The organism is Nostoc mirabile CHAB5784, assembly GCF_020829645.1.
Taxonomy (GTDB): Bacteria; Cyanobacteriota; Cyanobacteriia; order Cyanobacteriales; family Nostocaceae; genus Nostoc; species Nostoc mirabile.
In genome coordinates this window covers 16,205-37,674 of record NZ_JAIVFS010000057.1, presented here as the reverse complement: position 1 = coordinate 37,674, position 21,470 = coordinate 16,205, and the positions used below count along the sequence as shown (strand labels likewise).

The following is a 21,470-nucleotide window of genomic DNA, read 5'->3' as shown; positions in this document are numbered from 1 at the left end:
TAACTTTAGACTTTACAGACTTGGGCGTAGCGGCACTAAGTAAGTGTATTTTCATAAATAGCTTTATATATTCTTGCATTTTGTTTCATATTACTGCCAGCGAATTGTGCCAGTCGGTGAGCAAAATGCAGTGATTAGAAAGCTTTTACACCATAATCTGACTCTGGCAGGATGCGCGATCGCGCATTTTGGTCTTTAAGATTAATCCTTAAGAAATACTTTAAAATTCCCATACTAGGGTAACAAATGGCACTAAAACTAAAAGTATCAAATATTGCTTGTGAGGGATGTGGAGAAATACTTACTAAATCCATCCACGTTAGGGAACCTGAGTCCAAGGTGAATATCGATGTTAATTAATGCTAAAACTGTCACGCTAGAATCCGCAGCTTCTGAAGAGTCAATCAAACAGGTAATTCTTGCTGCTGGTTATGCTTTTGAGGGTTATTGATCAGGTTCTAGCTTTTCACAGAAGTTGAGATTTTCATATCTTAGGGTACGCTAACAAAATTTTTTATATTTTTTCCGCCCTTTCTACGGGCGGAATTGAACTAATTTCCCCACACACATTAGGGGCAGGTTTTAACATAAACTCTTTTATTTAGCTTTGTTTTCTAGATTTATGAGGTTGCGGTAAACAAAGAAAGACGTGAATTAAGTAAACAAATAAACACAGCAAAAGTGTAGATAGAAACCTTTTGTTTCTCCTACTAACACATTGTGGAACTTCACTTAAAGTGTGAATTTTTACCCTAAAAATTCCATCTAAAATTGTAGGGTAGGTTAGTGCTATAAGCCTACTGCCTTAGTAGTGGCGACTTTTGCTGTCTATTTGATTCGCGTTTTTTTTTGCAATTCAACCCCTACCTTGATACTTCATAAAAGCCTATTTTTTAAAGAAAAAGGCTTAACTACTGTTTGGTTAATAACATTTCTCATTCAATGAAATAGTTTTGGCTTTTATAATTGGATGAAAAATTTTTATAATTTATTTATTTATTTTTCTTCACAGGAATAAATTTGGCTACCTAAGATGACAGCTATTACAAATTATTTATTTTTGTAATTAGTTGAGGAAAAGAACACTTAAGAAACTACAAAAACAGTTTTCTGCTTCTCAATAATATTCAGTATTATTACGGTTTTAAAAATATACTGTAAAGAAGACATTAGTTGTCAGAAGAGGAGGTTTCAGAAACGGTAGTAGTAAAGATAAAGTCTAAAGAGGAGATTAAAATTGTAAAAATATAGTAGATTCGGCGACAAAATAATATATCAGCAAATATAACTCCACCTAAAAAATAATATTTGGTATTAGCCAACAAGAGCAGCAAGTCTTAGAAAGTTAATCTCTTTAAAAGTTAAATAGGATAAAAAATAAAGCAATGAATATGTCTATTCTGGTCTTTGGAAAAAATAACTTTATCGCCACACTTCCAGATCAGATCCGTTATGCGACTGCTTTTAGTGTAGAAGTTATAGACAATCTTAATCAAGCAGTGTCGCGGATTCAAATTACGCCCCCCGATATAATACTTGTGCAGGCTAGTCTGGATGGTAGTATGGAACTTTGCAGTTGGTTGAAAGACCAGACAAAACTATCCTGGATATACTGTATTCTCTTCGAGGATCGTCCCCAGGAGCTTATTGATAGAAATAAGGGTTGGCACAGGGAATTAGAGATGAGTGCTGCGGCACTAAAGCAAGGAGCCGATGCTTATATTTGGCATCTTCTTGATGAAAAAACAGACCATATGGCAGAGTTGACCGCCAAGCATGGACTAATACTTGCTCAATTGACTGTTGGCTTGCGAAAAGCACAAAAATACCGAGATTTGATTCGGACAAATGATATGTTATCAGCGATCGCCTTATCTGATTCCTTGACAGAATTAAATAATCGTCGTGCTTTAGAATGGGACTTACCCAGGCAAATAAAAAAAGCTAAGACTCAAAAAACTTCCATGAGTTTGATTATTCTGGATGTAGATCATTTCAAGAAAGTTAACGATACTCACGGGCATTTAGTTGGCGATCGCATCTTACAGCTGCTATGTAAGCGTCTGCGGCATAATCTGCGCTGTCAAGACACAGCATTTCGCTATGGTGGCGAAGAATTTGTGATTATTTTGGCTAATACTACCGATGAGGAAGCACTATTAGTAGCTCGTCGTCTGAATCGGGTAGTCTGCGAGGAACCATTTTCACTCAGCAATAAACTGACAATTAATATCACCATTAGTCTAGGCACAGCCTGTCTGCAACCTGAGGATGACGATCAAGGAGTAAGTCTGTTGCATCGTGCCGATCAATGCTTGCTACAAGCTAAAACTACTGGACGTAATCGGGTTATTGCCTCGAACTATTTATCTCATGTCCCACATCTAAAAGCTGTTTCTTCTTAAAATTGGGAATTAGTCATTAGTCATTAGTCATTAGTCATTAGTCATTAGTCATTAGTCATTAGTCATTAGTCATTAGTCATTAGTTATCGGAAATTAAAGGGTTTAAGACAATACGGTTCGGATAAGGTTTTTTGATGACACGCCGCTAATCGCAAAGACGCGAGAAATCGCCGTCTTTACAATTAGGACTTACGCAAAAAAACTCTCAAACTCTTATTCCTCCGTGTCGCGCCAGTTGCTTCTCCCAAGGGGAGACGCTGCGCGAACAAGTCTCTTAACCGCAAGGGCGCACTGGCTTCTCTGCGTCGCGCCAGTTGCTTCAAGTCTCTTAACCGCAAGGGCGCACTGGCTTCTCTGTGGTAGCCTGCGGCAAGCCGAAGAAGCGTCTACGATTTTCCATTCCTTGTGCGTAAGTCCTGACAATAATCAGTCCTTTGTCTTGACGGCGATTTATCGCGTCTCTTGCCTTAACCGAACCGTATTGGGGTTTAAGACCCCAACCATTACACGTAGCGCAGTTTCAGTTGGGGTTTAAATCCCCATCTGAAAATGTCTAAAATGTTTGAATTTTGAATGCGTGAATTTTGAATTGTTAATCTCCCCCTGCTCCCCCACTCCCCACTCCCCACTCCCTACTCCCCTCTTACTCCTAACTTTGCATGACAATCTTCTACCGAAGTGCGTTGTCGCATGGCATTAACTAAAGCCTCGTAGCTAGACCAATTTTCTTGCAGTAGGGTTTTTGCCTGGAGGGTATGAAACCGCAATTTCTGCTGATAAACTGACTCAGAAAAGCCCAAAATTGTCAAGACTCCTATCAGCTTATTTTTATCATCAGATCCCCCCTCAGCATTATTAAACACTAGGGTTTCAGCAGCAATACCCGCCATCCAAACAGTGCAGTAGCGGTCTAGCATTTGGGCACTGATTTTACCCACTTCTAGTTGAGATGCTAATTCGCCGTCATCAAAGCTAACGCCGCCTTGCCCAGGTTGACCCTGTTTCCAGGCTTCCCAAGCGCTGAGGGTGTAGCCGGTAACGGGAATACCTAACAGGTAAGCAACCAAGAAATGCCCTGCTTCGTGGTGGACGATGCGATCGCGGTGTTCACTTGAAAATCCAGCAATCCAATCTAAAAAGATAGTACCACCCTTGCCTTGCAAGCTAAAACTGTCAAAAGTGGCTATTCCCAAAATAGCGAAGGTAGCGATCGCCGGTACTGCTGGTGATAAATTCAAGAATGGCCCCAGCAGTACCGATAGAGTCATCAGAAAGATAGATATTGCAACTAAATTTAGGCTAGTCTGGCTCATTGAGAGTTTTCTGAAAATCTGCTTAATCTTTCTACACTATGAGGCAATGTCTACGATTGGCTACGCCCACGCAGAGTTTCGGTATCAATTTTAGGCGATTACTTGGGTAGTTAGAGGACCGTTAACGCCGTTTATTTTAGCAATTTCGACGGAGCCAAATTGCGAACCGCTACCATCTCTGTCGAAGAATAGAATCGAGCTATTGATGTCAAATCTAAAGCGTTGGTTGGTATTGGTGAAAGCACTACCGAGCCTGAATTGAGAAGCTTGTAATAGCCCTACTTGGAGTTCACCTCCGAATCCAGATGCGGAAACTTGGATTTTATCACCTTGAGATGCATTTAAGTCGTTGATAATATCGCCACCCTCTAAAGCACTATTGTAACGGAAGGTATCAGATCCTGCTCCACCAGTTAAGATATCTTTACCCAATCCGCCAATCAGAATATCATTACCATCTCTACCATTAAGGTTGTCATCTCCATCCAGGGCATCGATTACATCGTTGTTGAGTGTACCGTTAAGAACATCGTTTAGAGAGGTTCCAGTGATAATAGACATACTTATTTATGAGGTAATTGGTGTTTTAAGTTACAAGGTCTAAAAATCAAAGATATACTTACGTATCGCAAACATGCAATATTTTCTTGTAAGCATGTGTGTATTGTAAATATACAATATTTTTTCCGGCTGCAAACAGCAACTTGCTGATTTTTACTTCAATCGGCAATTTTGACTTTAGGATTGTGCAATCGATAGCAGATAGCCTTGTCAAATAAAACCCGCTTGAATGATTCATCTAGGCTGATAGTCGTTTCACCACTACCAAGAAATAAGTAGCCATCTGGCCTTAATTGCTGCTTGATCTTTTTTAGCAAGGCTTTCTTGGTCACAACATCAAAGTAAATTAAAACATTCCGTAAAAAGATAACGTCGAATTGCGGTAGAGATGACCAAGATTGCAAAAGATTTAACTGACGAAAATCAACCATCTGGCGAATGTATTCCTTTATTTGCCAGTCAGTTTCTAGCTTGTGAAAGTAGCGATCGCGAATATTTTTAGGGAGTCCCCGATTAATTTCAAGTTGGTTATAATGCCCTTCGCAGGCACGCGCTAAAACCTTAGTAGAAAAATCAGTCGCAATTAGCTTGTGCGACCAATTGGTAAGCATGGGAAAATGTTCATGAATTAATATGGCAATGCTATAAGGTTCTTGTCCATTAGAGCAGGCAGCACACCAAATGTTGAGCGATCGCTCAATTGCTCGTTCTTTAATTAACTCTGGTAGCACGTATTTTTTCAGTGCTTCAAAAGGGTGTCTATCACGGAAGAATGACGTTTCGTTAGTGACTAGCGCCTCGATTGTCTGGACGTGAAGACTATTAAACGGCTGAGTTCGCAAGTAAGTAACCAAATCAGTGATGGAAGCGAATCCTGCCGATTCGATAATTGGCTGCAAATGTAACTCTGCTAAATAGCTTTTATCACCAAACAACACAACGGCTGAATGATGATGAACTAATTCCCGAAGATACTCAAAATCAGTGCTGCTTACACCCATAATCTTTGTCATTACAGGTCTGAAAGAGGAACTTGATTGGAACGAATTCTGTGCATAATTTCATCTGCGATTTGGTTAAGCGGAAGAACTTGATTGGCAAGTCCGGCATTAACGACAAAACTAGGCATTCCCCAGACGACGCTAGTGGCTTTGTCTTGTGCAAGTACCTGTCCACCCGCCTCGCGTATGCACTGACAGCCATGCAACCCATCTTGCCCCATACCCGTGAGGATAACAGCGATCGCCCCAGCACCATAAACCTGTGCAACTGATCGCAACAGCACATCGACTGAAGGACGACAGGAATTTTCTCTTGATGCTTGATGGGTGGTAAGTTGAACCCCAGTTTTGTCGCGTTGCACAATTAGATGAAAATCTCCTGGTGCAATCCAGGCATGTCCCGGTTTTACTATCTGTCCAGAAACCGCTTCGTCTACTGGAATTTTGCACTTGGAAGCTAATTGTTTAGCTAGTAGTTTCGTAAACATTGGCGGCATGTGTTGCACAATCAAAATCGGCACTGATAAATCTGCTGGAAACTCTTTAAGCACTACACCTAGAGCATTTGGGCCTCCGGTAGAAACCCCAATTGCCACAACCTCCACCTGCTGTATATCGCTACGAACAGGAAAAACAACTGGATGGGTAATTGCGCTGGGTGTGAAAAATGCACCAAATACCTTAATTTTGGGAATCAAATCATCCCGAATATGTTGGTTTGTTGCCTCTACACTTCCTAAGTTACTAGGTTTTGTGGCATAGTCTGAAGCACCTAAAGAAAGAGCTTCCAGCGTTGCGATCGCTCCACTGCGTGTGAAGGTACTATACATAATCACTGGTAAGCGTGGATATATTTGTCGGATAGCGGACAGGGTTTGCAAACCATCCATCTCCGGCATCTCAATATCCAGGATGATCACATCGGGATTAACATGGGAAATCTTGGCAAGAGCAATGCGACCATTAGCCGCGACTCCTACCACCTCCAGTTCTGGATCGCTAGACAAAATTTTACTTAATCGACTCCGTACTACAACGGCGTCATCAACAACGAGTACCCGGATTTTGGGCATTGGGGAATGGGGGGCAGGGGGCAGGAGGCAGGGGGCAGGGGGCAGGGGGCAGGGGGCAGGGGGCAGGGGGACAAGGTGAATTTTTATGCTTGTTCACGAGTATCAAAGACTCATTAATGGAGTTCAAAGACTCATTAATGGAGTTCAAAGACTCATTAATGGAGTTCAAAGACTCATTAATGGAGTTCAAAGACTCTTTAATGGAGTTCAAAGGCTCATTAATGGAGTTCAAAGGCTCATTGTTGGATTCTAAAATATATCTCCTCTCCTGCCCCCTGCCACTTCTTCGGGACTATTGGTGTCAACAAAAGCCTAGAAATAACTTAACTGTTGGCTGACTCACCCGCCTGGAACTAAAGTTCAAGGCTAACAGCTAAAGTCTACTGAAGTAGACTAAAGATTTTTAGGTATATTTAGTCATCTTCAGATGACTTTTGCTATTAGCAAGGAACTTCAGTTCCTTGCGGGACATGACTTTTACGTTAAGTTGACACCTGTGCTTCGGGACTGCCTTCTCTTAATACTTAAACTGATTGACGACTTTCTGCAAATCTACTGCCATTCGAGAGAGTTGTGTAGCTGCCTCTAAGGTATTACTAGTTCCAGTAGTCGTACTTTGAGTGTTGAGTGCCACAATTCCAATACTTTTGGCAATATCTGATGTTCCTTTGGCTGCCTCAGCCATATTTCGACCAATTTCATTTGTAGTTGCAGTTTGTTCCTCAATAGCACTGGCGATCGTGCTTTGGAAGTCGTTGATTTGATTGATAATAGTAGTAATCTGAGTGATGGCTTGAACGGCACTTTTTGTATCTGTCTGAATAGCTTCAATTCGCTGGCTAATATCTTCAGTAGCACTTGCCGTTTGTTTGGCTAATTCTTTCACCTCATTTGCGACTACGGCAAATCCTCTACCTGCATCCCCGGCTCTAGCCGCCTCAATCGTAGCATTGAGTGCTAGCAAGTTTGTTTGCCCTGCGATCGAGGTAATGACTTTAATAACTTTGCCAATTTCAATGCTGCTTTGACCGAGTTTGTTAATTGTCTCGTTCGTGCGTTCAGCTGTTTTAACTGCCTCAGTCGTGACCTTTGCTCCTTCAGTAACGGTCTTAGCAATTTCTCGAATGCTAGCATTCATCTCTTCCACGGCAGTCACAACTGTATTAGTATTCTGACTTACCTGTTCAGCAGAGGCAGAAGCAGAAGTGGCCTGTTCGGCTGTTTGTTCGGCGTTCTCAGTCATTTCTTTACTGACTGCGGTCAGTTCTTCTGCCGAAGACGCAACTGCTGTTGCCACCTCTGTCATCCGTCTGATTGAAGACTTCAGGCTGCTAATCATCTGATTTGCATTATCCGTGAGCTGCTTAAACTCTCCTGCATTGTTTGCCTCGATTTGCTTGGACAAATTTCCTTGAGCGACGGCAAGGCTGACCTGATTAATACCTTTTATCTGCTCTTTTAAATTTGTAGACATCTGATTCAAGTTGCCCTCCGATTCTTTCCAACTCCCACCTGCTCCTTTGACAACGGCTTGAGAACCAAGCTTCCCTTGGATACCAATCTCGGATGCCAAGCGATTAACTTCGTTAGCAAAGTTTTGATTTAAACTTACCAATTCATTAAAAACTGAGGCAATTTCACCCAGTTCATTATTCTCATCAGCTAAACGGATGGTAAAATCACCGTTTTTTGCAGCCTTCAGTGCTATTAGTAACGCTTGCAATTGTACTTTTGTCACACTGTCATCGGTCGGTTGCGAATCTGCACTATCCACCGAGGGAGATTTAGAGTTGGCTGTTTTCCCAGCCCGATTTGTAGTCATTGCAAAGCGCTCCTGAATTATTCGATAATCTGATTTTTTAAATTAACATCTAGAATTTTCTCAGCGTCTAGAACTAACAGAAATCCCTCTGGGAGCGGGTAAGCTCCTGCTAGCATCTGACGCATTCTACCTTTTAACGTTGCGGGTGGGGGTTGAAAGGTGTTTTGTGCGAACTCTAAAACATCTCCCACGCAATCAACGAACAGACTGACTACTTCATTATCAGAACACACAATGATATTAAATCCCTGCGGCTGATCTACAAGTTTTGTAGTTGATTGTGTCTGCGGTTCGCTGATCTCTAATCGACGCTGCAAATCGATGACAGTAATAATTTGTCCACGTAAATTAATCAACCCACAGATATCTGGTGGTGCCAAAGGTACACGAGTCATTGCTTGTGGACGAATCACTTCTTGAACGTGTTGCACGTCAATACCAAAGTAAACTCCTTTGAGAAAAAATGTGCAAATTTGTTGTTCAGTCATGAGTCGCTAATTGTAGCAAATGAGGGTTAGCAATCCGAATTACAGTCTCAATGTCAAGAATTTCTGTGATTTGTCCTTGAATTACAGCACAGAAAAGCACACCAGGTCTACTAGGGATACCTTTAATGGTTAGTGGTTCTTCCACAATGTCGAGAATGCGATCAACCACTAGCCCAACACTGAGTTCTGAGTATGGAGAAACAATAATTATCTGGAGCGTTTCTGCAACTGTCGCCAAAGCCTCATCATTAAACTGATTACGATCGCGATGCCAAAGGCGGGCTACGCCAACGCAAAATATCTTATAAAGATCAATCAGTGGCAGAATTTGACCGTAAGACTGTAAAACATCCTGATTACCCACTTTTTCGACAGCAGAAGCAAGAATCTCTTCGAGCCGAAAGGCGATCGCCAGTGGAATGCCCATGCGTGCGCCTTGGGGCCCCTCAAACAGCAAAATTGTTTGGCGTGAGCCTGCTTGCTCTTGGCTATTTGTAGCATTTTCGTTTAGCAACTGCTTTTGTTTGGCGATTATACCAGTTCGGTTTGCCAGACCGACAACATCAATAATTAATGCCACTGTGCCATCCCCTAAAATAGTGGCTCCTGCAAATAGGGATAGCGCCTTTAACTGTTTTCCTAAAGGTTTAACTACAATATCTTGGATGTCTTCGATTGTATCTACGACTAGTCCAAAGCGATAATTATCAACTTGCACAATTACCAGACTGAGCGTTTCTAAGTTGCTGACACTATCCTGTTGCAACACTTCGTTGAGATAAATCAAGGGTACAAGATTACCCCGCAAGCGATACACAGGCACATCGTATAACATCTCAATACTATTGAGTGCTTCTAGGCGTACTAGCTCTTGTAGACTCGCTTGGGGAATAGCATAGAAATCGCCCCCACTGCTGACAATCAATGCTGGAATAATTGCTAATGTCAACGGAATCTTGATTTTGAAGGTCGTTCCTTGTCCGTCTTGGCTGTAAATTTCAATCGTTCCGTTAATCTTCTCAATATTACTCTTGACAATATCCATCCCAACCCCTCGCCCGGAAAGGTAAGTCACCTGTTGAGCAGTCGAGAAGCCGGATAAAAAAATTAAGTTCATCGCTTCTGACTCGCTCATGGTTGCAGCTTGCACAGCGTTTACTAAACCAAGTTGCTGCGCTCGCCCTTTGAGGCGTTCTAAATTCAGACCGCGACCATCATCGCCAATTTCAATATTTACTTTGCCGCTTTCGTGAAAGGCTCTAAGAAATAGCCGTCCTAAGCTTGGTTTACCACAAGCAACCCGCTCGGCTGGTAATTCAATCCCATGATCGATGCAATTGCGTACTAAATGCGTCAAAGGGTCTTTAATTGTTTCAATAATACTTTTGTCTAGTTCAGTATCTGCCCCCTCCATCTCCACTTCAACTTCTTTACCGGAAGCGATCGCTAAATCGCGGGTCACGCGAGGGAACTTTTGCCAGATGGAACTAATTGGTTGCAGCCGAGTTTTCATCACCCCTTCCTGCAACTCGGCTGTAAGTAGGCTCAGGTGCTGGCAGGTAGCAGCAAAACCATTATCCTTAAACTTGGTACTAAATCCGATTACCTGGTTACGGGCTAAAACGAGTTCACCCACTAGGTTCATCATCTGATCTAGCAGATTAACATTGACTCGGATATAAGCAGATTCTGATGTTGTCGAAGTTGATATTTCTGTGAGTTCGTTATTGACAGACTCACTACCTGCTGTATCTTTTTGAGCTTCTGCATCTATTTGTGGCGTTTGTATATTAACAATAGGCTCATGCGATTGAGAGGGTTTTGGAATCTGTTTAGTTTCTGACAATCGGGTTAAAGTACCAATTATTGCTGAATAATCGCGATCGCCCTCATGCTTTGCAGCTTGAATTTGAGACAGAATTTGCCGAATGCTGTCAACTGTTTGTAGTAAAGTACTAACAATGTCAGGGGTGATTGCTAGTTGGCGATCGCGCAGACACGAGAGCAAATTCTCCCCAGCATGAGCAAGTGATTCCAAATTAGGAAACGGCAAAAAGCCGCAATTTCCTTTAAGCGTGTGAAGTGAGCGATAAATGCGAACTAATGCTTCTCCATTCGCAGATGCTTTCTCTAGCTCAATAATATCGCCTTCAATTTGATTCAAGTTCTCATAGCTTTCAACGAGAAATGCTTCTATATCATCGTCAATTTCATTCAACTCCATTGGTTAATAAAGTAAAAATTTGTATATCCTTTAATACTAATTTAATATTCAACCTCAGCAATCTCTATCTAAAGAGAGATGTTTGTCTTTTATGAGGCTGAAGACATTATATTTGCCCTAATGATATAGTTAAAAGACAGGCAATGTTATCGTTGCTATTCAACCCAAAGTTTCAAGAATGGTCGTCGTCAAGACAGAGAATGTTACAAGTGCAAATAATGCGACGTGCGTTCCGCCCCGCTTCTCTACGAGACGCTGTTCGCGTTCGCTAACGTCAGTTTCTCAAATCCTAACAACCTTGGTACTATTCAAACCATGTCAAGCAGGTATGCCTCAAAATGTATCTTAATGGCATGAGCCTGCGAGAAATCGACCGTCTAACCTATATCCATCACACAAGGATTTTGCATTGGCAACGGATAGGAAAGCTGGAATTAGCTCGGATTTTAAATACTTAACAAATTTTAAAAGTTCCCATTATTAATAATTTTAGCTGCCCAGCATAGCATTATAGTTTTAGCGAGTTTGAGAATTTTTCCGAAACTATTATTGATAATTGTAAAATTATATTTATTTATTCTTGAATTCATCCATTTTAATTAATAATGTAGGCTAATTAGCCTAAATCAAGAATTATTAAGTTAAAGCATAAAAGGACAAAGCTGATGGCAATGGTTTTGATTATCGATGATGCAGCTTTTTCTCGCAGAATGATCCGTAAGTTTCTGCAAATCGATGGTTATGAAATTATAGAAGCAACTAATGGGCGTGAGGGATTAGAAATGGTTTACAACCATAAACCAAATTGTGTATTAGCGGATCTTCTCATGCCAGATATGAATGGCTTTGAATTTCTGAAAGCTATGCAAGATAAAGAATTAAAAATTCCCACCATTATCATTTCCGCCGATATCCAAGATGGGGCACGCAATCAAAGTTATAGCTTGGGGGCAGTGAACTTTATTAATAAACCGCCAAAAGAAAATGAATTGCGAAAGGCAGTCCAGGAAGTTCTTAATACCAAGGAATAAGTTTTCATGAATGTGACAGCAGAAGAACTGGATGCCCTGCAAGAGTTAATTAATATTGGAGTCGGTCGAGCAGCAAGTCTACTTAATGAAATGGTAGACTCTCACATTCGTCTGAAAATTCCGGTTGTTAAAGTGTTAACTGCTGCCGATGCCTATCAAGAATTAGCAACACGATTTCATGATCAGACTTTGGCATCTGTAAAACTACGCTTTACAGGCTCTTTCTATGGCACTGCTAGCTTAATTTTTCCAACTGACAGTGCATCAACATTGGTTGCAGTGCTTACAGGTGAAAAGCCAGGATCGGTTGACCTAGATGCGGTGAAAATTGGCACACTGAGCGAAATTGGTAACATTGTTATAAATGGGGTAATGGGTTCACTCAGTAATGTGCTAAAGAAGCATCTAAACTACACATTGCCCGTTTATTTAGAAGATACCCTTGAAAATTTATTATTATCTGCATACGAGAGCGATTCAAAAATCTTACTGGCACAAGCCAGTTTCACAATTGAACGCTTAGAAATTATCGGAGATATTATTTTAATCTTTTTGGTGGGCACTTTTGATGCGCTCATCAATGCAATGAATGACGAAATTGGAATAATCCAATAATATAATATTAGCAAAAATCGGTTAAAAAAGTCTTAAAAAATTTTGAGAAGACAATGAATATAATTGAACAAGCTCAGGAAAAATTTAGCCTTTTAGATAAAATTCCTTTAGGAGCTTTTGTTCTACAGTCAGATTATATTGTTATCTTCTGGAACTGCTGCTTAGAGGAATGGACAAAAATTCCGAGAAGTCAGATTTTGGGAAATTCTATTCATGAATATTTTCCTCATCTGAATCAACCTCGTTACGCTAGCCGTTTGCACCAAATTTTTCAAGGTGGGCCGCCGACAATTTTTTCTTCTCAACTGCATAAATATATTATTCCTGTACCTATATCCAAAGATAAATACCGCATTCAACACACAACTGTTACTGCTGTGTCTGCATTGGATGGAGATAGATTTTATGCTCTCTTTTCAATTGAAGATTTGACAGATTTAACGTTCAGAGTTCAGGAATATAAAAACCTCCGCGATCAGGCTCTAGCAATAGCAGAAGAACGTCAACAGGCGAAAGAAGCTGCTGAGACAGCAAACCGAATTAAAGATGAATTTTTAGCAATTGTCTCTCATGAACTTCGTTCTCCTCTTAATCCAATTTTGGGCTGGGCAAAGCTACTGAAAAATCGCTCATTAAACGAAGCTACTACTGTGCGTGCCCTTGAGACAATCGAACGAAATGCTGAATTACAGGCTCAGTTGATTGAAGATTTGTTGGATATCTCTCGCATTCTCCAGGGCAAGCTAGCACTTAATTTAGAAATTGTTAATCTTGTTTTTACTATTGAAGCTGCTTTAGAGACAGTGCAATTGGCAGCAGAAGCAAAGTCGATTCAAATTAATCTTCATTTGGATAGAGAAATTGGACAGGTGAAGGGTGATAGTAATCGGATTCAACAAATTATTTGGAATCTGCTCTCTAACGCTGTTAAATTCACACCATCCGGTGGACAGGTTGAAGTCTACTTAAAACAGATTAATTCTGAGGTACAACTGAGAGTTAGTGACACGGGTAAAGGTATTAGTCCTGACTTTCTGCCACATGTATTTGAATATTTCCGTCAGGCAGATAGTCGTACAACCCGAAGTTTTGGTGGGCTAGGACTTGGTTTGGCGATTGTGCGCCAACTTGTCGAGTTACATGGCGGTACAGTTTTGGCAGAGAGCTTAGGAGAAGGGCAAGGTGCGACATTTACAGTTACCCTACCCGTGTTTCAACATCTGGAATTAGGAAAGGAAAATCACAATGTATCAGACGATTCCTATCCATCCTGTATGCTTTATGCTCCACTAGAAGGAATACGTTTGTTAGTTGTAGATGATAATGCTGATACCCGTGAGTTTCTGGCTTTTCTATTAGAACAGCAGGGAGCAATCGTGACGATCGCAGCATCTGCCGGTGAAGCACTGACTGCAATTATAAAGTCAAAGCCAGATTTGCTGTTAAGCGATTTAGGTATGCCAGATGTTGACGGTTACACTTTGATCAGAAAGTTACGAGCAATGCCCGCCAATTTAGGTGGACAAATTCCCGCGATCGCCCTAACTGCTTACGCCGCAGAAACGACACAAAAACAGGTTTTTACAGCCGGATTTCAACTCCACATTGCTAAACCAGCCGATCCTGCCAAATTGGTAGCTGCGATCGCAGCCCTTGTTAAAAATTGATGTATCCAAAAAGCATGCGATCGCTGTGTTGGTTAAGCCTGAAAACATACGCAAACTATAGGGAGATGGGCAAACTTTACGGATTGGAGACGCTTGTATAAGTCAATATGAAATTTTATGACTGGATTCAGCACTTATATTGATCAAGGTGATATCTTTTCAATAGTAATTAAGCCTTGTGATTAACTGCATTTTGCCCTATCTCAATTACTGTAGAGCTTTTGGGTTTCGCACCGCAAACTAGCCAAGTTCCTTGTGTGCTTGTAACTGAAAATTATCTTTCAATGACCAATGGTGGCTGGATCTCCCTGGATTGACTAATAGGTAGTAGATAGTGTTTTAAATTTGTTCAAGCTATAAATTTTTTGCTTACTTGCGTATTAATGCACAGGCTTGAATTACTGGTTATAAAATATTAGTTACATCTAATTTGCAACAGGCATCAGACCTAACTGTTGGTAATCTTTATTACTACTTTAAAATCAGAGATGAATCGAAAGATAAGACAGAGGTTATTTTAGCTCAATACAGTTCAGTTAAGCATTTATTTCTTCTCTCAGTGCCCTCTGCGCCTCTGTGGTTCGTTAAAAAACTTGACTTTGCTAAAAGGTTTTAGCCTTAACTGAACCGTATTGTATTTTAGCTAACTAAAACAGCTACGGCAATTCTTGAAATAAGTATTTTTGTAAAGTCCGCGTAGGTGGACTTTTTTGTATAGCTTTTACTTCCAGTGGCTTGAGCATCGTTTACTCAAAGACTACTGTTCTATTACCATATACCAATACACGATTTTGCAAGTGCGATCGCACCGCTCTTGCTAATACAACTCTCTCCAAATCTTTGCCTTTTCTCACCAAATCATCAACTTCATCACGGTGGCTAACTCGCACTACATCCTGTTCAATAATTGGGCCTGCATCTAAATCAGCAGTGGCATAATGAGCCGTTGCACCAATAATTTTCACACCCCGTTCAAAAGCTCGGTGATAAGGGTTTGCTCCGATAAAAGCTGGTAAAAAGGAATGATGTATATTAATAATCTGCGGAAATTGACTAATAAAATCTGCACTAACAATCTGCATATATTTCGCCAATACAACTAAATCTATTTTGTACTGGCGCAGTAATTCTAGTTGTTGGGCTTCTTGTTCTGATTTATTATCTTTATTGATGAGAATATGCTGGAAGTCGATATTAAACTGCTCCGCTACTACCTTTAAATTAGAATGGTTACTAATTATTAAAGGAATTTCAGCAATAAATTCTTTAGCACGTTGTCGCCAAATTAAGTCAAATAGACAATGATCTTGGCGACTTACCCAAATAGCAATGCGTGGTACTGTATCAGAAAAACGTATTTCCCACTTAGCGTCTAAAGGTTGTGCGATCGCATTAAATGCAGGGGCAATAAACTCTCGTGGCAAATTGAACCCATCTAACTGCCATTCAATCCGGGTAAGGAATAACCCAGCAGCAAAATCTGTATGCTGATCTGCATGGATAATATTACCACCATTAGAATAGATGAAATTGGCAAATTTCGCTACCAGTCCCCGTTGATCGGGGCAAGAAATCAGCAATGTTGCTGTCGGATTTGTCATAATAATATCGCCAGATTTTGAATTAATTATTTGCTGTTTGTCGGAGTCGGTTTAGGAATCGTGAGTGGAGGAAGTTTCTGACTATTATCTACAGGTTGTTTCCACTCTGATAGTTCCCGATTTACGGCATTTGCAAAATCTGTAGATACCAACAGTACATTTATATTTCCATCGGGTTTAGCAGTCGGGTCAGCTTGAGCATACAAGAAACGACCATTAAAGTTAGATTTACCCAAAATCAACTGATGCCTTTGTCGGTTTTTCAGGGTGATATTGATAGTTGCTTGGGGTTGATCTAAGGCAAATTCTCCAAGCTCTTTTGCTGGAGTTGAGAGAGTGCGATCGCTATTACCTTTGACTAACAAATCTATTAAATAAGAAACAATAGCATCATTTGCTGGGCCCGATATCGGAGATTTGATTAACCACTTGGGGTTACTACTAGATTCAGGGTTACGTTCCAGATTCAGGGTGAGTTTTTTTGTCGTGATTGTTAAAGACTGCACATCATCTTCGGCAAAAGAGAAAATTTGCTGCTTTTGCTCCTTGGTTTCTTCTCGCACAGTCGCACCCCGAATTTCATGGAAGTAAACAAAACCACCTAAACCTAGCGCTAGCAGTATCAGAATTAAAGTCGTTCGCGGCAATTTCATTTTTTAAATATTGGGCATTGGGCATTAGACGCGATTAATCGCGTCTCCTAACTCACTTCTTACCTTCGTTTCCACCAAATAATAACTGCGATCGCAAACCCAATTAAAGGTAAAAGCAACAGAGATGACAATATTAAAAGATTACCTTGTGTGGTTGTCAAGGTTATCCGACGGTTTTTCGGTTCTTTGGGGCGAATGGAAAGGGGTTGCTTCTCCTGTTGACTCAGCCAAGTAACTGAGTTGAGGAATACATCTCCATTTAATTGCTGTTGAAACAAGCCATCGGTGGCGAAATCGGAATTTCCTAAAACCACTAAACGGGACTCGGTGGCTGTTTGAGATGAGGGAGCAGAGGGAGCAGAGGGAACAGAGGGAGCAGGGGAAGCCTTGCTTTGAGTGGTTGGTGATGGTAGAGGTGAAGGTGTCGGTGCAGGTTGGGGAGTGGAAGCAGATTTGGGTGTTTGTTTTCTGGTTAAGGCAACGCCCAAGGTTAGAGGCCCTTTGAGGTCTTTATCTGCATTAAACTCCAATTTCTCGCTTTGGAGGTCGCTTTCTGCCCAACTGTTGGGGTAGGGTTTGGTTCGCAGCAGAGGAGTAGCTTCGACACCAGGTACAGAGGTAATTTCCAGTGGTCGGGCAATCCGATAAAAAGAATTACCGTTATCGAAATCTTTGGTAATCGGATGTTGTCCGTATTCTGTGACTAAGGGCGTAGCAGGGCCAAGTCCCACGCTTCCGCCAGAGACATCGACTGCTAAACGATTATCCAGACGAACACCCCACTCTTGTAGCAAGCTGTTAAGTTTGGGATCAGTATTAGGATCAATCATCAGCAGTAAGTTACCACCGCGATTAAGATATTCTTGCAAAGCTTTGACTTCGCCTTCAAACAGCCCTCGCTTGGGGCCAGCTACTATCACTACAGCAGCATCTTGAGGAACTTTAGAAGTTTCTCCTAAATTCAGGGGTGATGTTGTAAAACTTTTATCTCCTAATCCCTGAACTGCTTGTGATATTGCATCTTTACCAGGTGAAAGTTGGCGTTCGCCATGACCTTGGAGTAAGTAAACTTTGGCTGTGGTTGAACTTGTTAGTTGTTGCAGGCGACTAGTTAATCTGATTTCTGACAAGCGCTCATTTTCATTTACCGTTTGCACTAATTGCCGTTTATCGCCAGATTCTAAATAAACTTCTCCGTAATCTTTGACGCCAAACTTTTCTGCAAGTCCTGGTCTAGTTTGGGGGTCAATGTACTCATATTTAAATTTTGAGCTTTGGCGTTGATAATTGTCTAGTAATTCTCGGTCTTGGGGATTCTGGTTAATATCAAACACCCACACCTTAACTGGCTGTGGTAAAACCCTCACCAGTTCCCGTGACTGGGGCGCAAGGGTAAATAATTGAGTTTCTGTTAAGTCTGCCCGCAAGTGGTAGCGAGTTCCCAAAAAGTTAATCAATCCTAAAATTGCTAACACTGCCAGAGTTGCCACTAAAGCATTAGTACCAGCTTGGGTAGAACGACGCTTCCACCAGTTAGTTTGGTAGCTTTGCCATATTATCCCCAACGCAGTGATGACAATTCCTGTAATCAGAAATACTAATGGAATTAGTCCCCACTGTTCAGAGACTAACGCAACTGTTAAGCCGACAGCAATTAGGAACGGCCCCAACCAAAACAGATATTTCCACAGTTTCTTTTTTGCAACTATCTTCATGTGATTTGTCATTTGTCATTTGTCATTTGTCATTGGTCATCTGGTACATTGCCAATTGAGTTTAAATAGGAGTTTAGTTTTGGCGCTAGTTCGTTAATGATTGTTTTGGTTGCATTTATCTGTTCGGTAGTTAAAAGGTTACGAGTGTAAGCTCGTCTTAACCAATGTTGAGTTTCATTCAAAGAGCCTCTAGCTATTTTTATAAAACGTCTATTTTCTTAAAAACTACCTCTTCCTAGACCTTCCGCTATATTGGCACCGATACTATCGGCTGAACGTACAATCTGTTTACCAATTGTATCTGCAAAAAAATTCCATCCTTCAACAATTTTCCAAATGTTATCTGCTAATTGTTCTGATAATTTATAAACCTGTAATTCTTGGAAACGCTTTGTTGCCATTTATTGAGTTGTCTTGCTGATTTTTAGTCACTCAATTTTCGTCCATATATTTTTAAGTGTCACTATTTTTTGACCAATGACCAATGACAAATGACAAATGACAAATAACTATTGCCTTTGAAAGCGCAGTGCATCAATTGATTGAGCTGTGAGAAAGATGCCCAAAAAAATGTAACTGGCAAATAAAATTAAGGCGCTGGTATCAAAAATGCCTTGAATTAAGGTGTCGTAATGTTTCAGCAATGACAGATAACCTAATGCTTCGCCCACGGGGCCAGGGACAATTTTGGCGATTAAATCAATCAATAACAATAATAAAATTACTGCAAAGGTGAAAACGGCAGACAGAATTGTGCTGTCTGTTAATGAAGAAATAAACATTCCTAAAGATAAAATTGCTGCTGCTAGCAAGATTAATCCAAAATGACCCAGTAAGGGAATTGAGAGCGCCATTGGGGGATTTGATCCACTGATTGCGATCGCTTCAAACACTAGCATGGGTAGAACCATTGTGGTAAAAAATGTTAGCACGCCCAATAACTTACCTAAAGCTACCGCCCAATTGGTGATTGGTGAGGTGGTTAATAATTCTAAAGTGCCCCGCTTCCGTTCTTCGGCATAGAGTCCCATCGAGAGAATTGGCAGGATAAATAACAATAGCCACCCCATGCGATCCAAGAATGCCCGGATAAATTCGTAGGGGACATCTATCGGCGGTACTGGCACTCCGAGTTGTTGCCCTTGTGCATCTATTGCCGCAACTCCTACCAAAATGCCATCTGGCCCTAGCAAAATCATCACCAAGAATAACCCCGCAATTAACCAAAATATGCCTGCGATCGCATAAGCCAAAGGTGATACAAAATAACTCTGTAACTCTCGGCGATAAATGGCAATAATATTACTCAGCACTACACCCATTTACACTGCCTCTCCTTCGTTGTCTGCTGCTAAGTCTACCTCAGTATCGAAATTTTTCTCTTCTGTGGTCAGTTGCAAGAACACATCTTCTAAGGTTGCATTAACTCGCCGCAGTTCATGTAAACCAAATCCTGCACGCACTAATGTTGTGGCAATATCCTTTCCTGGTTCTTTTCCCGGTTGCGATATTACCCGCAGGTAAGCGCGATTTGCCTGGGGTTGATGACCTCCGGCTGTCGGAATTGATTCTATCAAACTCACACCCGCGACTTTTTGCAATACCTGTTTCGCTAGGGCAGCTTCTCCTTCTATTTCCACTTCATACCCTGAACCACCTGTCAACTGAGTCATCAGGTTTTCTGGTGTATTAGTTGCCACAACTTTACCGCGATTGATGATGGCGACGCGGCTACAAGTCATGCTCACTTCTGGCAGAATGTGCGTGGAAAGAATAATTGTGTGAGTACCAGCGAGACTTTTAATTAAATTCCGCACCTCAATTATTTGTCGGGGATCGAGTCCAACGGTGGGTTCATCTAAAATGATCGCTGGTGGATCGTGGACGATCGCTTGAGCAATTCCTACCCTTTGGCGGTATCCTTTAGAGAGTTTGCGAATAATCACCCGCCGCTTATCTTCTAAGTTGCAGCGTTCGATAGCGGCTGTTACCTTGTTGGGGCGATCGCCTGCTGATACTCCCTTAATTCGGGCGACAAAATGCAAAAATCCCTCCACCGTCATGTCTGGATATAACGGCGGTGTTTCTGGTAAATAACCAATGCGTTGGCGTACAGCTAGGGAATTTTCATGGACATCATAGCCAGCAATCCGGGCATTTCCATTGGTTGCCGGTAAATAACCAGCCAGAATCCGCATGGTTGTGGTTTTACCAGCGCCATTGGGACCCAACAACCCTAAAATTTCCCCAGGTTCGACGCTAAAAGTGACATCAGTAATCGCTGGGGTGGAACCGTATATTTTACTTAGATGCTCAACTTCGATCATCGGTATAGTGGCGATCGCAATTTATAAGATACCCAACAATCTTAGATCACGATATAGGGTATCGGGGATTGGCACTAATGATTCGCCGACAATGGGTAAAGTTCCTGAAAAATCTAATTACCGAGCAAGCTTCGCTACTAGAGACAGGCGAAAAATCAAAGCTTCTTTCGTTGTAAGGCTTTGTCAGAGTGAAACTGTCACACTCACCGACATCCCGCCCAGAACTGAAGTTCAGCGGCTCATAGCTGAAGTCCACTCAAGTGGACTGAATTGATCATTTATAGGACTTACGCATTGACAGAAGCAATTAAATATGGGTATGGATTTTCAGGCATTCAAGTTTGATTTTTTCACCATTAGCCAGCGATGCCTGCGGCGGGCTGCGCCTACGCTACTGATAATTAAGCTAGTAGCCAATAGCCTGAAACAACGGATTTTCGTTGATACACATGATAGTCATTTTGTACAGTGCGTAAGTCCTAATTTAGTCCACGCTTAGTGGACTTCAGCTATGAGACTCGGAATTCATTCCGAGGCGGAATAGAAACGCAGTGCGAGATTTATTAATAAAGATATGGCTGCGGCAAGACTTGTGTGTACACCGTAGTCTTAAGAGGAGAGAGGAATGAAAGTGAGGTTTTCCAGATCCCGTGAAACAATGGCATTGTCAATCAAAACAATGGCATTGTCAGTCGAAACAATCACATTGTTAGCCGAAACAATCACATTGTTAGCCGAAACAATCACATTGTTAGCCAAAACAATCGCATTGTCAGCCAAAACAATCGCATTGTTAGCCGAAACAATCGCATTGTCAGTCAAAACAATCGCATTGCAACTCTAAAAGACTTGTGTGTACCTGACTACGAAAAACCTAACCCCCTAACCCCCTTCCCGACGCTCTAAGGGGGAAAATTCAAAGTCTCTGACGCCACGTGCTTCAAGTCGGCAGAGCCGCCCAACGCAGTGGCTCC

At 41.4% G+C, this 21,470-nt stretch carries 18 protein-coding genes and 2 pseudogenes; 6 read left to right on the top strand and 14 right to left on the bottom strand.

Annotation, left to right across the window (positions count from 1 at the left end):
* Positions 1–134 precede the first annotated feature (134 nt).
* Positions 135–314, bottom strand: a complete 180-nt coding sequence (locus tag LC653_RS28145) for a hypothetical protein (RefSeq protein WP_229497964.1) — start codon at positions 312–314, stop codon at positions 135–137.
* On the opposite strand from LC653_RS28145, the pseudogene LC653_RS28140 reads away from it, so the two are divergent.
* Positions 247–451, top strand: a pseudogene (locus tag LC653_RS28140) (heavy-metal-associated domain-containing protein). The gene LC653_RS28145 and the pseudogene LC653_RS28140 sit on opposite strands and share 68 nt — an antisense overlap.
* Positions 452–1,385: 934 nt before the next feature.
* Positions 1,386–2,405, top strand: a complete 1,020-nt coding sequence (locus tag LC653_RS28135) for a diguanylate cyclase (protein WP_229497949.1) — start codon at positions 1,386–1,388, stop codon at positions 2,403–2,405.
* Positions 2,406–3,037: 632 nt separating this feature from the next.
* Here LC653_RS28135 and LC653_RS28130 read toward each other — a convergent pair.
* The 7 genes from LC653_RS28130 to LC653_RS28100 all read right to left on the bottom strand — a co-directional run bounded on the left by LC653_RS28130 (position 3,038) and on the right by LC653_RS28100 (position 10,887).
* Positions 3,038–3,718: an ATP-dependent Zn protease gene (locus tag LC653_RS28130; RefSeq protein WP_229497948.1), complete on the bottom strand. Its 681-nt coding sequence runs from the start codon at positions 3,716–3,718 to the stop codon at positions 3,038–3,040.
* A 90-nt stretch (positions 3,719–3,808) separates the two neighbouring features.
* Positions 3,809–4,279 carry a calcium-binding protein gene (locus LC653_RS28125; protein ID WP_229497947.1) on the bottom strand — a complete coding sequence of 157 codons (471 nt, stop codon included), beginning with the start codon at positions 4,277–4,279 and terminating at the stop codon, positions 3,809–3,811.
* 158 nt (positions 4,280–4,437) lie between these two features.
* Positions 4,438–5,292: a CheR family methyltransferase gene (locus tag LC653_RS28120; RefSeq protein ID WP_229497946.1), complete on the bottom strand. Its 855-nt coding sequence runs from the start codon at positions 5,290–5,292 to the stop codon at positions 4,438–4,440.
* Complete coding sequence (locus tag LC653_RS28115; RefSeq protein WP_229497945.1) at positions 5,292–6,353, bottom strand: protein-glutamate methylesterase/protein-glutamine glutaminase; 1,062 nt, start codon at positions 6,351–6,353, stop codon at positions 5,292–5,294. Before LC653_RS28115 ends, LC653_RS28120 begins: the two co-directional genes overlap by 1 nt.
* A 517-nt stretch (positions 6,354–6,870) precedes the next feature.
* A complete protein-coding gene (locus LC653_RS28110; RefSeq protein WP_229497944.1) occupies positions 6,871–8,175 on the bottom strand; it encodes a methyl-accepting chemotaxis protein in 1,305 nt (434 codons plus the stop codon).
* A 17-nt stretch (positions 8,176–8,192) separates the two neighbouring features.
* The gene (locus LC653_RS28105) at positions 8,193–8,663 is read right to left on the bottom strand and encodes a chemotaxis protein CheW (protein ID WP_229497943.1); all 471 of its coding nucleotides are present in this window, start codon (positions 8,661–8,663) and stop codon (positions 8,193–8,195) included.
* The gene (locus LC653_RS28100; RefSeq protein WP_229497942.1) at positions 8,656–10,887 is read right to left on the bottom strand and encodes a chemotaxis protein CheA; all 2,232 of its coding nucleotides are present in this window, start codon (positions 10,885–10,887) and stop codon (positions 8,656–8,658) included. The genes LC653_RS28105 and LC653_RS28100 overlap by 8 nt, the downstream gene beginning before the upstream one ends.
* A 665-nt stretch (positions 10,888–11,552) precedes the next feature.
* On the opposite strand from LC653_RS28100, the gene LC653_RS28095 reads away from it, so the two are divergent.
* Genes LC653_RS28095 through LC653_RS28085 form a run of 3 tightly spaced genes read left to right on the top strand, consistent with a single transcriptional unit; the run spans position 11,553 to position 14,200 of the window.
* Entirely contained in the window at positions 11,553–11,918 is a 366-nt protein-coding gene (locus tag LC653_RS28095; RefSeq protein WP_229497941.1) for a response regulator, read from the top strand.
* A 6-nt stretch (positions 11,919–11,924) separates the two neighbouring features.
* Positions 11,925–12,533, top strand: a complete 609-nt coding sequence (locus LC653_RS28090) for a chemotaxis protein CheC (RefSeq protein WP_229497940.1) — start codon at positions 11,925–11,927, stop codon at positions 12,531–12,533.
* A 53-nt stretch (positions 12,534–12,586) separates the two neighbouring features.
* On the top strand, positions 12,587–14,200 hold the full coding sequence (locus LC653_RS28085; RefSeq protein WP_229497939.1) for a hybrid sensor histidine kinase/response regulator: 1,614 nt from the start codon (positions 12,587–12,589) through the stop codon (positions 14,198–14,200).
* Positions 14,201–14,946: 746 nt separating this feature from the next.
* Here LC653_RS28085 and purU read toward each other — a convergent pair.
* The 6 genes and pseudogenes from purU to LC653_RS28055 form a co-directional block, all read right to left on the bottom strand.
* Positions 14,947–15,801 (bottom strand): formyltetrahydrofolate deformylase, encoded by an 855-nt coding sequence (purU, locus tag LC653_RS28080; RefSeq protein WP_229497938.1) that lies wholly within the window; start codon positions 15,799–15,801, stop codon positions 14,947–14,949.
* A gap of 26 nt (positions 15,802–15,827) precedes the next feature.
* Positions 15,828–16,454 (bottom strand): DUF4340 domain-containing protein, encoded by a 627-nt coding sequence (locus LC653_RS28075; RefSeq protein ID WP_229497937.1) that lies wholly within the window; start codon positions 16,452–16,454, stop codon positions 15,828–15,830.
* 59 nt (positions 16,455–16,513) lie between these two features.
* Entirely contained in the window at positions 16,514–18,169 is a 1,656-nt protein-coding gene (locus tag LC653_RS28070) for a GldG family protein (protein WP_229497961.1), read from the bottom strand.
* Positions 18,170–18,198: 29 nt separating this feature from the next.
* Positions 18,199–18,570: pseudogene (locus LC653_RS28065) on the bottom strand (four helix bundle protein).
* A gap of 108 nt (positions 18,571–18,678) precedes the next feature.
* On the bottom strand, positions 18,679–19,491 hold the full coding sequence (locus LC653_RS28060; RefSeq protein ID WP_229497936.1) for an ABC transporter permease: 813 nt from the start codon (positions 19,489–19,491) through the stop codon (positions 18,679–18,681).
* Complete coding sequence (locus tag LC653_RS28055) at positions 19,492–20,496, bottom strand: ABC transporter ATP-binding protein (RefSeq protein ID WP_229497935.1); 1,005 nt, start codon at positions 20,494–20,496, stop codon at positions 19,492–19,494.
* Between the two features lie 663 nt (positions 20,497–21,159).
* On the opposite strand from LC653_RS28055, the gene LC653_RS28050 reads away from it, so the two are divergent.
* On the top strand, positions 21,160–21,402 hold the full coding sequence (locus LC653_RS28050) for a hypothetical protein (protein WP_372478231.1): 243 nt from the start codon (positions 21,160–21,162) through the stop codon (positions 21,400–21,402).
* Positions 21,403–21,470 lie beyond the last annotated feature (68 nt).